The organism is Pseudomonas sp. AN-B15 (assembly GCF_019056475.1).
Classification (GTDB): Bacteria; Pseudomonadota; Gammaproteobacteria; order Pseudomonadales; family Pseudomonadaceae; genus Aquipseudomonas; species Aquipseudomonas parakoreensis.
Genome location: NZ_CP049737.1, coordinates 3526415 through 3539237, shown reverse-complemented (window position 1 = coordinate 3539237; position 12823 = coordinate 3526415). Strand labels below are relative to the sequence as shown.

10 protein-coding genes are annotated in these 12823 nt (G+C 61.6%); 5 read left to right on the top strand and 5 right to left on the bottom strand.

Annotation, left to right across the window (positions count from 1 at the left end; all coding sequences use genetic code 11):
• Nucleotides 1–13 precede the first annotated feature (13 nt).
• Nucleotides 14–1669, top strand: a complete 1656-nt coding sequence (locus GTQ41_RS15660; RefSeq protein ID WP_047293613.1) for an MFS transporter — start codon at nucleotides 14–16, stop codon at nucleotides 1667–1669.
• Nucleotides 1666–2808, top strand: coding sequence for an HlyD family secretion protein (locus tag GTQ41_RS15655; RefSeq protein WP_047293616.1), 1143 nt, complete (start codon nucleotides 1666–1668; stop codon nucleotides 2806–2808). The genes GTQ41_RS15660 and GTQ41_RS15655 overlap by 4 nt, the downstream gene beginning before the upstream one ends.
• Nucleotides 2809–2919: 111 nt before the next feature.
• Here GTQ41_RS15655 and copD read toward each other — a convergent pair whose 3' ends face one another.
• Together copD and copC are read right to left on the bottom strand one after the other, a co-directional pair.
• Nucleotides 2920–3777, bottom strand: a complete 858-nt coding sequence (gene copD / locus GTQ41_RS15650) for a copper homeostasis membrane protein CopD (protein ID WP_047293617.1) — start codon at nucleotides 3775–3777, stop codon at nucleotides 2920–2922.
• A 3-nt stretch (nucleotides 3778–3780) separates the two neighbouring features.
• Nucleotides 3781–4143, bottom strand: a complete 363-nt coding sequence (copC, locus tag GTQ41_RS15645; protein WP_047293619.1) for a copper homeostasis periplasmic binding protein CopC — start codon at nucleotides 4141–4143, stop codon at nucleotides 3781–3783.
• Between the two features lie 138 nt (nucleotides 4144–4281).
• On the opposite strand from copC, the gene GTQ41_RS15640 reads away from it, so the two are divergent.
• A complete protein-coding gene (locus GTQ41_RS15640; RefSeq protein ID WP_025111422.1) occupies nucleotides 4282–4902 on the top strand; it encodes a TetR/AcrR family transcriptional regulator in 621 nt (206 codons plus the stop codon).
• Between the two features lie 82 nt (nucleotides 4903–4984).
• On the opposite strand, the gene preA is transcribed toward GTQ41_RS15640, so the two are convergent.
• From preA to hydA, 3 genes are all read right to left on the bottom strand, one after another.
• Entirely contained in the window at nucleotides 4985–6259 is a 1275-nt protein-coding gene (gene preA, locus GTQ41_RS15635; RefSeq protein ID WP_098968232.1) for an NAD-dependent dihydropyrimidine dehydrogenase subunit PreA, read from the bottom strand.
• Nucleotides 6260–7627, bottom strand: a complete 1368-nt coding sequence (locus GTQ41_RS15630; protein ID WP_047293621.1) for an NAD(P)-dependent oxidoreductase — start codon at nucleotides 7625–7627, stop codon at nucleotides 6260–6262.
• 158 nt (nucleotides 7628–7785) lie between these two features.
• A complete protein-coding gene (hydA, locus tag GTQ41_RS15625; protein ID WP_047293622.1) occupies nucleotides 7786–9225 on the bottom strand; it encodes a dihydropyrimidinase in 1440 nt (479 codons plus the stop codon).
• Between the two features lie 624 nt (nucleotides 9226–9849).
• Here hydA and GTQ41_RS15620 point away from each other — a divergent pair.
• Both GTQ41_RS15620 and GTQ41_RS15615 read left to right on the top strand, forming a co-directional pair.
• Nucleotides 9850–11334, top strand: a complete 1485-nt coding sequence (locus GTQ41_RS15620) for an NCS1 family nucleobase:cation symporter-1 (RefSeq protein WP_217325304.1) — start codon at nucleotides 9850–9852, stop codon at nucleotides 11332–11334.
• Nucleotides 11335–11488: 154 nt separating this feature from the next.
• Nucleotides 11489–12772 (top strand): Zn-dependent hydrolase, encoded by a 1284-nt coding sequence (locus GTQ41_RS15615; protein ID WP_047293625.1) that lies wholly within the window; start codon nucleotides 11489–11491, stop codon nucleotides 12770–12772.
• Nucleotides 12773–12823: the final 51 nt, after the last annotated feature.

Below are 12823 nucleotides of genomic sequence, written 5' to 3'. Positions count from 1 at the left end.
ACAAGGTCTTTCAATGGATCGATACGCCCCGCGCAACTGGCAGCCGCACGAAAAGCCCAGTCTGCCCGGTTCCCCCTCGACGCCGCTGCACTCCAACCCCAAGCGCCTGGCCTATGCGCTGGTCGGGCTGTTGGTGGCGGTGACCGGTGGTCTGGGCAACTCGCTGGTGGTCGCCAACCTGCCTTACCTGCAAGGTGCGTTGGGTGCGACCACGGCGGAGATGGCCTGGCTGCCGGCCGCGTACGTGATGACCAACGTGTCGATGAACCTGCTGCTGGTGAAGTTTCGTCAGCAGTTCGGCCTGCGTGCATTCACTGAGGTGTTTCTGGTGCTGTATGCGCTGGTGACCTTCGGCCACCTGTTCGTCAACGACTTGAACTCGGCCATCGCGGTGCGCGCGGCGCACGGCATGGTCGGTGCGGCGCTGAGTTCGCTGGGTCTGTATTACATGATCCAGGCATTTCCGGCCAAGTGGCGGCTGAAGGCGCTGGTGCTGGGCCTCGGTGCGTCGCAATTGGCCCTGCCGCTGGCGCGCCTGTTCTCCGAAGACTTGCTGCAGATTGCCGAATGGCGCGGCTTGTACCTGTTCGAATTGGGCATGGCCTTGTTGTCGCTGGGCTGCGTGTTGCTGCTCAAGTTGCCGCCCGGTGACCGCTTCAAAACCTTTGAACCGCTGGACTTTCTGACCTTCGCCATCCTCGCCAGCGGCGTGGCCCTGCTCTGCGCGGTGTTGTCGCTGGGGCGGATTGACTGGTGGCTCGAGGCCGACTGGATCGGCTATGCGCTGGCAGCCTCGATTGCCCTGATCCTCGCGGGCCTGGCGATCGAGCACAACCGCAGCAACCCGATGCTGATGACCCGCTGGCTCGGCAGCGGCACGATGATCCGCCTGGCGCTGGCGGTGACCCTGATTCGCATGGTCACCTCGGAGCAGTCCACCGGCGCGGTCGGTTTCATGCAGAACCTCAACATGGGTTATGAGCAACTGCACAGCCTCTACGTGGTGATGCTGATCGGCAGCATCGCCGGGCTGGCGACCAGTGCGCTGACCATCGACCCCAGGCACCTGCTGATGCCGCTGATCATCTCGCTGGCGCTGATGGCCACCGGCTCGGTGATGGACAGTTTCTCCAACAACCTGACCCGTCCGCAAAACCTGTATTTCAGCCAGTTCCTGCTGGCCTTCGGCAGCACGTTTTTTCTGGGGCCGACCATGGTGTTCGGCACCCGCAACGTGTTGACCAACCCGCGCAATCTGGTGAGTTTTTCGGTGTTGTTCGGGATCTGCAACAACCTCGGCGGCCTGCTCGGTGCGGCATTGTTGGGCACGTTCCAGATCGTGCGTGAGAAATTCCACTCCAGTCATCTGGTCGAGCACCTGACGCTGTCCGATCCGCTGGTGGCCGCCCGCGTACAGAGCGGCGGGTCGGCCTATGGCTCGTTGCTGGCCGATCCGAGTCTGCGCAACCTCGCCGGGATTCGCAGCCTGGCCAACGCAGCCACGCGCGAAGCCAACGTGCTGGCTTATAACGATGTGTTCATGCTGATCGCCGTGATTGCGGTGCTGACCATGATCTGGCTGTCCATTCGTGCGCTGTGGCTGATGAGCACCACCAAAGCCGTCGACCCAGCGCCTTCCGTACCTCCTGACGGTGCCTCCCATTCATGACCGAACCGACCACCACAACCACCAATGCCATCGCCGCCACACCGGAAGGCGTGGCGCCGCCGTCCTCGCCGAACACCGAGCCGCGCTCGTTGCGGGTGCGGATCATCTCGTCACTGGGCTTTGCCGCGATTGCCATCGTCGGCGTGTTGATCGTGCTCTACGCCTGGCAACTGCCGCCGTTCAGCAGCGCCGTCGAAACCACGGAAAACGCCCTGGTGCGCGGTCAGGTGACGATCATCGGCCCGCAACTCAGTGGCTACGTGTTCGAGGTGCCGGTGCAGGACTTCCAGTACGTGAAGGCCGGCGACTTGCTGGTGCGCCTGGATGACCGGATTTACCAGCAACGCCTCGATCAGGCGCTGGCGCAACTGGCGGTGCAGAAGGCCGCGCTGGCCAATGTGGTGCAGCAACGCAACAGTGCCGAAGCGACGATCAAGTTGCGTCAGGCGGTGGTGGCCGACAGCGAGGCGCAATTGCGTAAAAGCGAGGCGGATCTGCGGCGTAACAAGGAGCTGGTGAGTGACGGCTCGGTGTCCAAGCGCGAGATGGACGTGGCGCTCGCGGCCAATGCGCAGAGCATTGCGGCGGTGGCGCAGGCTAAGGCCAATCTGGAAATCGCCCGGCAGGATCTGCAGACGGTGATCGTCAATCGCGGTTCGCTGGAGGCGGCGGTGGCCAGCGCTGAAGCGGCGGTGCAACTGGCGCGAATCGACTTGTCGAATACGCGCATCGTCGCCCCGCGAGACGGCCAGCTCGGGCAGATCGGCGTGCGCCTGGGCGCCTACGTCAACTCCGGGGCGCAGCTGATGGCGTTGGTGCCAAACCAGAAATGGGTGATCGCCAACATGAAGGAAACCCAGATGGACAACGTGCGCGTCGGGCAGCCGGTGCGCTTCACCGTTGATGCGCTGAACCACCGCCAGTTCACCGGCCATGTGCAGCACATTTCGCCCGGTACCGGTTCGGAGTTCGCCCTGTTGCAGGCGGATAACGCCACGGGCAACTTTGTGAAAATCGCCCAGCGCGTGCCGGTGCGGATCACCATCGACCCGGATCAGCAGGAGGAGGAACGCTTGCGCCCGGGGATGTCGGTGGTGGTCAGCATCGATACCGCAGCGGGCGACACGCAACCGCATTGATCAACACAAAACCCTGTGGGAGCTGGCTTGCCAGCGATGGCGTCGGTACATCCGAAATATCTGTTCCTGACACATCGCCATCGCTGGCAAGCCAGCTCCCACAGGGGGGCTTCAGGCTGCAATCATCGGCGGCAGGGTGCCGAGAAGGGAGACCGCCGCCACCGCACTCATTCCCAACAACCACTCCAGCAGCACACTGCGCTTGAGCGCGTCCATCCGCTGTTCGCAATCATCAATCCGCAAGCGATTGAACAGCGCCAGCGCGAGCATGCCCAGCACCAGCAACGCCTTGATCAGCAGGATCAGGGCAAAGCCACTGAACAGCGGCGTCGGCCACCATTGCCCGGTCAGCACGCGCACATTGATCAGGCCGGTGATCAGCAGCCCGCCAACAATGGCGTAACCGACACCGCTGAAGCGTTGCAGGATCCGGCTCATCGTTTCGCCGGGTTGACGCAGGATCAATACCAGCAGCAACAGCCCGCCGAGCCATGCGGCGACGCAGGTCAGGTGAACGATCTGGTTGAGGATCAGCAGTTGCCCATTCAGACCGTCGAGCATCGCGCCGTGACCGACCGGCGCCAGGGTTGCCAGGAGCAGCGCGCTCAAGCCCAGGCGCAGCGGCAGGCTCGATCGCCACGGCGTAAACAGCAACGCCAGCAACAGCGCGTTGATCAGCAGATGCCAACGCCAGACCTGACCGAAAAACGTATTGCCCAGCACCAGGCGAATCGTGTCCGGATCGAACGCGGCCGTCGCTGAACCGGCCATGCTCGCGGTGATCAGCAGCGCCCAGGTGACACCGCTGACCAGCGCAATTGCCGTCAGCCAGCGCGCCAGTCGCGCCAGATGCCGATCCAGTGTCGGCACTGGCGCCTTGAGCAGCCGTGGCCGAAACAGCCAGGCGCCGAACAGCATCAATACCGCGCTGAAATGCACGAAGCGGCACAGCACCAGCGCTTCACTCATGAATTACTGGCCGACCTTGAACTGATAGGCGCCTTCGCTCTTGTGCGTGTCCACCGAAACCGCATGCCATTCGACTTTGTATTCACCGGCACTGAGTGGCGCGGCGGGGGTGACGATCAGGGTTTTCTTGTCGCCTTCGGTACTCAAAGGTTTGATGCCGACCGGGGCGCCGTCGTGGGTCAGGCTGACTTTGGTGAAGCTGGCCTCGACGCCTTCGGAAAAGGTCAGGCGCAGATCGGCCGGAGCGGCGACGGTGCTGTCGGCGGCCGGGGTCTGGCTTTTCAAGTGGGCGTGGGCAAAAACCGAAGATGCGGCGAGCAGCGAAGCAAGCAGGGCAGTGGTGGTCAGGACCTTCTTGAACAGCATCGCGGGTACCTCTGAGGCAGGACAAAGAAACGCCAGTTTAGCCATGCGCAGACCTTCGTACGAAGTTTTGTTTGCAGCGGTCGCCCCGAGGCCAGAGCGGATGCTAGTCTTCAACAACGTCGTTGTCAGGGAGCCCTCATGGGCAATCACAAGATCGAGATTCGTCGCAGTAACGTCGAGAAAATCCTGCTGGCGGCGGAAAAAGTCTTCGCCGAAAAAGGCTTCGGCGGCACCGCCATGGCCGATATCGCCGCCGAAGTGCAACTGCCGCGCTCCAATCTGCATTACTACTTTTCCACCAAGAGCGAACTGTACAGCGCGGTGCTGTTCGACCTGCTGGAGGTGTGGAAACAGGACGCGCTGTGCTTTGAGATGTTCGACGATCCACGGGTGGTGCTCAGCAGCTACATCCGCGCCAAGATGAACCACTCGCGCAGCCGGCCTTATGGTTCCAAAGTCTGGGCCAACGAGATCATCCACGGTGCGCCGACCCTGGGCGAGGCGCTGGACATCAGCCTGTACGACTGGGCAAAGATGAAGGAAGCGAAGATCCGCCAGTGGGTGGAGGACCAGCGGATTCTGCCGGTGGAGCCGTCGAGCCTGCTGTACATGATCTGGGCCTCGACCCAGCACTACGCCGACTTCGATCATCAGGTGAATATTCTGAACGAGCACCAGCCGTTGTCGGACATGCAGTTCGAGCGGGCGGTGCAGACGGTGACCAGTGTGATTTTGCGGGGGATCGGGTTGGAGCCATAAATCAAAAGATCGCAGCCTGCGGCAGCTCCTACAGAGATCGGTGTAGGAGCTGCCGCAGGCTGCGATCTTTTGATCTTAAGAATCAGACCGCGACATGATAGGGATTGCGCGGATCATGATTCCAGTCCAGAAACGGCTTGCCGGTCTCCATCGGTACCATCTCGATGCAGTCCGCCACCGGGCAGGTGATCTGGCACAGGTTGCAGCCGACACACTCCTCATCGATCACTTCATATTTATGCGTGCCGTCGGCCTGCTTCAGGCTGCTGATCGCCTGGTGTGACGTGTCCTCGCAAGCAATGTGGCAACGCCCGCAACCGATGCACGCGTCCTGATCAATCCTGGCAATGACCTGATAGTTGATGTCCAGGTACTTCCAGTCAGTGGTATTGCCCACCGCACGCCCGGAAAACTCGGCGATGTTGGCGTAGCCTTGGCTGTCCATCCAGCGCGACAGCCCGTCCTTCATCTCCTCGACAATCCGGAAGCCATGCAGCATCGCCGCCGTGCACACCTGCACCGCGCCGCTGCCCAGCGCCATGAACTCCGCCGCGTCACGCCAGCTGCCGATGCCGCCAATGCCGCAGATAGGCAGGCCTTGGGTCTGCGGATCACGGGCGATCTCGGCGACCATGTTCAGCGCAATCGGTTTGACCGCCGAGCCGCAATAACCGCCGTGGGTGCTTTTGCTGCCGACGGTGGGCAGGGCGACCATGTGTTCCAGGTCGACGCTGGTGATCGAGTTGATGGTGTTGATCAGCGACACCGCATCGGCGCCACCGCGATGGGCCGCGCGGGCGGCGACGCGGATGTCGGTGATGTTCGGCGTCAGCTTGACGATCACCGGCAACGAGCAATAGGTCTTGCACCAGCGAGTGACCTGCTCGACGTATTCCGGCACCTGACCCACCGCCGCGCCCATGCCGCGTTCGGGCATGCCGTGCGGGCAACCGAAATTCAGCTCGATGCCGTCAGCGCCGGTGGCCTCCACCAGTGGCAGGATGTGTTTCCACGATTCCTCCACGCACGGCACCATCAACGAGACGATCAGCGCACGATCCGGCCAGTCCTTCTTCACCTGGGTGATTTCACGCAGGTTGATTTCCAGCGAGCGGTCGGTGATCAGTTCGATGTTGTTGATCCCCAGCACCTCGCGGTTGTTGCCGTAGTGCGCCGAGTAGCGCGACGAGACGTTGACCGCCGCCGGGTCTTCACCCAGGGTTTTCCAGACCACACCGCCCCAGCCGGCCTCGAAGGCGCGGACCACGTTGTAGGCCTTGTCGGTCGGTGGTGCGGAGGCCAGCCAGAACGGGTTGGGGGCTTTGATACCGGCGAAGACAATCGAGAGATCGGCCATTTACGCAGCCTCCACGTTGAGCATCAGTTGCGCGTTGATCGCCTCGGCGGCGCGTTTGCCGTGCTGTACGGCTTGCACGGTGAGGTCTTGATCGAGACTGGTGCAGTCGCCGCCGGCATACACGCCGGGGATGCTGGTGCGCAGGTTGTCGTCGACCTGAATCCGTTCGCCCTGACGCTTGAGTTCGCGCGCCAGCGGGTCGGTGAGGGCGCTGCTGTCGAAGGCCTGGCCGATGGCTTTGAAGATCGCGTCGGCGGCCAGTTCGAAAGTTTCGCCCGTGGTTTGCAGGCGACCGTCGACCAGATCGGTTCGGGCAAAACGCATGCCGCGCACCTTGCCTTGCGCATCGAGCAGCACTTCTTCCGGTTGCGCCCAGGTCAGCAGGCGTACCTGATTGGCCTTGGCGATATCTTGTTCGTGACCGGTCGCGCCCATGTCCGCCGCACCCCGGCGATACACCAGATTCACGTCACGCGCTCCGAGGCGGGCCATTTGCACGGCCATGTCGATGGCGGTGTTGCCGGCGCCGAGGACGATGCAGCGTTCGGCCAGTGGCAGTTGCGTCAGGTCATCGGCCTGGCGCAGTTCGCGGATGTAGTCAGTGGCGGCGAGCAGGCCGGGCGCGTCTTCGTGGGCCAGGCCGAGCTGTTTGCTGGCATTCAGGCCGAGGCCGAGGAACACCGCGTCGAACTGCTGATGCAGCTCGCTGAGGGTCAGGTTTTCGCCGAGTTTCTGTCCGTGACGGATTTCGATACCGCCGATCTGCAGGAGGAAATCCAGCTCCTTCTGCGCGTAGTCGTCGACCAGTTTGTACTTGGCGATCCCGTATTCATTGAGGCCGCCTGCCTTTTCCCGTGCTTCGAAAATCACCACGTCGTGGCCGTGCATGGCACTGCGGTGGGCACAGGACAAACCCGCTGGCCCGGCGCCGACCACGGCGATGCGCTTGCCGGTGCTCGCCGCACGCTGGAACGGGTGCTCGGTGAAATTCGCGTTGTCCACGGCATAGCGCTGCAGCAGGCCGATCAGCACCGGCGCACATTCCTGAGCGTTGTTGCGCACGCAGGCTTGCTGACAGAGGATTTCCGTCGGGCAGACCCGGGCGCAACTGCCGCCGAGGATGTTCGCCGAAAGGATTTTCTGCGCCGCACCGGGCACGTTGTCCTGATGGATGTTGCGGATGAACGACGGAATATCGATCTCGCTGGGGCATGCATTGACGCAAGGCGCGTCATAGCAATACAGGCAGCGCGACGCTTCCAGGTGTGCCTGCCGGGCATTGAGCGGAGGCGCCAGATCAGTGAAATGGCCGGCGAGGGCGGCCGCACTTTCGTGCGGGTGCGGGAGATGGTTCAGGGTCTCGATCACGGTTTTTTGCCTCACGGTTATTGAGGTTCTCTGCCTCTGTCGGGCAGTGGTTTTTGTGTTGTCTGGACGGGCCTCTTCGCGAGCAAGCTCGCTCCCACATTTGGAATGTGTACACCCTGTGGGAGCGAGCTTGCTCGCGAAGGCCGAAGGCCTGGATTTCAGCGTTTCACAGCCGTCGGCTTATGCATCTCAGCCCGCTTGCTCAGCAAATCAAACACCGCCGGATACGCCGGCCGTTCGATGTACCGCCCGGCGCCGCGCTCGGCGCGCAGGTCGCCGTCGGCCCAGACCACTTTGCCCTGGCTGACGGTATGGCTCGGCACGCCGCGCACGGTCTTGCCTTCGAAAATGTTGAAGTCCACCTGCTGATGGTGGGTCTTGGCGGAAATGGTGCGGGTGCCTTGCGGGTCCCACAGCACCAGGTCGGCATCGGCGCCGACGCGAATCGCGCCTTTGCGCGGATAGAGGTTGAAGATTTTCGCGGTATTGGTGGAGGTAAGGGCGACGAAATCCTGCATCGACAAACGGCCGCTGTTGACCCCTTCATCCCACAACACCGCCATGCGGTCTTCGATGCCGGCGGTGCCGTTGGGGATCTTGCTGAAGTCGTCGCGCCCGGCGGCTTTTTGCTCGGCGCAGAAGCAGCAGTGGTCGGTGGCGGTGGTGTGCAGATTACCGCTCTGCAGGCCATGCCAAAGAGCTTCCTGATGCCCGCGCGGGCGGAACGGCGGGCTCATCACATAACCGGCGGCGGTCTGCCAGTCCGGGTGCTGGTAGACGCTGTCGTCGAGCAGCAGATGCCCGGCCAGCACTTCGCCGTACACCGGTTGGCCCTTGCTGCGGGCGTAAGTGATTTCGTCCAGCGCTTCCTTGGTCGACACGTGCACCAGGTACAACGGCGTGCCGATGGTCTCGGCAATGCGAATCGCCCGGCTCGCCGCTTCGCCTTCCACCTGCGAGGGCCGCGACAGAGGATGGGCTTCCGGCCCGGTGATGCCCTGGGCCATCAACTTGCGTTGCAGGTGATAAACCAGTTCGCCGTTTTCCGCATGCACGGTTGGCACGGCGCCGAGTTCCAGGCAGCGCTCGAAACTCGCCACCAGCGTGTCGTCGGCGGCCATGATCGCGTTCTTGTAGGCCATGAAATGCTTGAAGCTGTTGACCCCGTGGTGGCTGACCAACTCGGCCATTTCCTCGCGCACCTGCTCGCTCCACCAGGTGATCGCGACGTGAAAGCCGTAGTCCGAGGCGGACTTTTCGGCCCAGCCACGCCACTGATGAAACGCTTCCATCAATGACTGCTGCGGATTGGGAATCACGAAGTCGATGATCGACGTGGTACCGCCAGCCAGACCTGCGGCAGTGCCGCTGTAAAAGTCTTCACTGGCCACGGTGCCCATGAAGGGCAGTTGCATGTGGGTGTGTGGATCGATGCCGCCGGGCATCAGGTATTGGCCGCTGCCGTCGAGCACTTCGGCACCGGCGGGAATATCCAGGTTTTGACCAATGGCGTTGATCACGCCGTCGGCGCAATAGACGTCGGCGCGATAACTTTCATCATGGGTAACAACGGTGGCGCCACGGATCAACAGAGACATTCCGAGTTCCTCGCAGGCATGACCGACTTGTGCCGGTTCTCAATGTTTTATTGATGTACAGCGCTGATCGGCGTATTCCTGTCAGCGCTGTCAGGAATAGAAGCTAGCCGCAGTTCTGCAATTGATCAAGATTATTTTTTATAAGCTTGTTGCTGTTTTAAATCATTGAAAAATAACGATAAAAAACATAAATCACCAAAATGGTGAGGCTGTTCACCATTTTGACGCACTTGACAGGATGGAAATATGAGCAAGATTTCCTATGTGAAATCAGCTGCTTGAAGTTGAGCTGCGGTTAATCGCCTGTAATGAAAAAAAGTGCAGTGCACCAGATTGAGTCCTGACAGTTCGGACAACTTGGCAAACGTTTAGCCTGAGCGTGCAGACAGGTTTTCGCGGACTCCTCCGGTGAATAATTAAAAGCGTGAATTATCAGAAAGTTGCAATGCGTTTGTAGTACCGCCTGAGCGTCGGACGGAGTACCCGGCACGTTTATTGATGCCGCCGCTGACACCATGGCCGGTGCAAGAAAGTTGTCAGTTCCTCCGGCCATCGTCCGGCTCGCACCTTGGTGTGCAGCCGCCTGATGAGCAAAAAAATAATCAGAAGAACAGTGGAGCGGCCATGCAACAGAACAGATCGCAAGTGACCGAGCGCGACGGCTTGTTCGAACTCGAAGCCGGCAGCGACGTCCTCGACAGTCCCCGTTACAACCACGATATGGCACCGACCAAGGTGCGCGAGCGGACCTGGAACAAATGGCACATCACCGCGCTGTGGGTCGGCATGTCGATCTGCGTGCCGACCTACACCCTCGGCGGGGTGCTCACCGCTTACTTTGGCCTGACCGTTGGTGAAGCGCTGCTGGCGATTCTGTTCGCCAACGTGATCGTCCTGATTCCACTCACGCTCAACGCCTTTCCCGGCACCAAATACGGCATTCCCTTTCCGGTGTTGCTGCGTTCGTCGTTCGGCATTCTCGGCTCCAACGTGCCGTGCCTGATTCGTGCGCTGGTGGCGTGCGGCTGGTTCGGGATCCAAACGATGTTTGGCGGGCTGGCGATTCACTTGTTTCTCGGCTCGGTATTCGAGGGCTGGAAATCCCTCGGCGGCACGGGGGAGGTGATCGGCTTCATGATTTTCTGGTCGCTGAACCTGTGGGTGGTGATCCGTGGCGCCGAGTCGATCAAGTGGCTGGAAACCCTGTCCGCGCCGTTGCTGGTGGCGGTTGGCATCGGCCTGCTGGTGTGGGCCATGCCCAATGTGTCGATGAGCGAGCTGCTGGCGATTCCACCGAAACGCCCGGAAGGCGCGAGCGTGGTCAGTTACTTCGCCGCGGGGCTGACGGCGATGGTCGGCTTCTGGGCCACGTTGTCGCTGAACATTCCCGACTTCAGCCGTTACGCCAAAAGCCAGAAAGACCAGATCCTCGGGCAGATTTTCGGCCTGCCGCTGACCATGTTCCTGTTCGCTTCGCTGGGGGTGGTGATGACCGCCGCGTCGGTGAAGCTGGTCGGTGTCACGGTATCGGATCCGGTCAGCCTGATCGGCCATATCCAGAGCCCGCTGTGGGTAGCGGTGGCCATGGCGCTGATCATCATCGCCACGCTGTCGACCAATACGGCGGCGAACATTGTTTCGCCAACCAACGACTTCCAGAACATCGCGCCCAAGGTGATCAATCGTACCAAAGCGGTGTTGCTCACCGGCTTCGTCGGGCTGGCGTTGATGGCCCACGAGCTGCTGAAAAAGCTCGGTCTGATCGTTTCCGATGTCAGCCTGGAAACCGTGTATTCCAACTGGCTGCTCGGCTATTCGAGCCTGCTCGGACCAATCGCCGGGATCATGGTGGTGGCCTATTTCCTGATCAAGAAGCAGCAACTGGACCTGGCCGGGTTGTACCGGGACGACGTGTATCCGGCGTGGAACTGGGCCGGGTTTACTGCGTTTGGCGTGCCGGTGGTGCTGACCCTGCTGTCGCTGGGTAGCGATGCATTCAGCTGGTTTTACAGTTATGGCTGGTTTACCGGTTCGGCGCTGGGCGGGGTGATTTATTACGGGTTGTGCGTGATGCGGGCGCAGCCTTCGGTCGTGAAATCACCGGTGTGAGGGAGGGCCTCATCGCTGGCAAGCCAGCTCCCATAAGGATCAAGTCGTACACAAACCATGAGTTCACTCAAAACCTGTGGGAGCTGGCTTGCCAGCGATGGCGGCCTGGAAAACACCAAAGAAATACCCTAAGAAACTGCCTGAGGAGATCAACATGAACGCAGCCGTAGACGTTCTGCAATCCACCCATCAGCACATCAACCGCGACCGCCTATGGGCCTCGCTCATGGAACTGGCCAAGCTCGGCGCCACGGTCAAGGGCGGGGTCTGTCGCCTGGCCTTGACCGACCTCGATCGCCAGGCCCGTGACCTGTTCGTGCAGTGGTGCAAGGACGCCGGATGCAGCGTCACGGTGGATGAAGTCGGCAACATCTTCGCCCGTCGCCCGGGGCGTAACCCGAACCTGCCGCCGGTGATGACCGGCAGCCACATCGACACCCAGCCCACCGGCGGCAAGTTCGACGGCTGCTTCGGCGTGCTCGCCGGGGTCGAAGTGCTGCGCACCCTCAATGACCTCGGCGTGGAAACTGAAGCACCGCTGGAAGTGGTGGTCTGGACCAACGAAGAAGGCTCGCGCTTTGCTCCGTGCATGATGGGTTCCGGCGTGTTCGCCGAAAAATTCACCCTCGAAGAAACCCTGGCCAAGGTCGATGCCGACGGCGTCACGGTTGGCGAAGCGCTCAACGCCATTGGTTACGCGGGGTCACGCAAAGTCAGCGGGCACAAGGTTGGCGCCTATTTTGAAGCACACATCGAGCAAGGCCCGATCCTCGAAGACGAGCAGAAAACCATCGGCGTGGTGCTCGGCGCGCTCGGGCAGAAGTGGTTTGATCTGAAACTGCGCGGCGTCGAAGCGCACGCCGGGCCAACGCCGATGCACCTGCGCAAGGACGCCCTGGTCGGCGCCTCGGTGATTGTCGGTGCAGTCAACCGCGCCGCCCTCGGCCACCAACCCCACGCCTGCGGCACCGTCGGTTGCCTGCAAGCCTACCCCGGTTCGCGCAACGTCATCCCCGGCGAAGTGCGCATGACCCTCGACTTCCGCCATCTGCAGCCAGAGCGCCTCGATTCGATGATTGCCGAAGTGAAGCAGGTCATCGACGCCACCTGCGAAGAACACGGCCTGACCTATGAACTGACCCCGACCGCCGACTTCCCGCCGCTGTACTTCGAAAAAGGCTGCGTCGAAGCCGTGCGCAGCGCGGCGAAAGGCTTGGGCTTGTCACACATGGACATCGTCAGCGGCGCCGGCCACGACGCGATTTTCCTCGCCGAACTCGGCCCGGCCGGGATGATCTTCGTGCCTTGCGAAGGCGGCATCAGCCACAACGAAATCGAGAATGCCGCGCCGGATGATCTGGCGGCCGGGTGCGCGGTGTTGTTGCGGGCGATGCTGGCGGCATCGGCGATGGTAGCGGCGGGGCAGCGCGCCGCCTGAAGATCAAAAGATCGCAGCCTGCGGCAGCTCCTACAGTTGGATTACATTCAA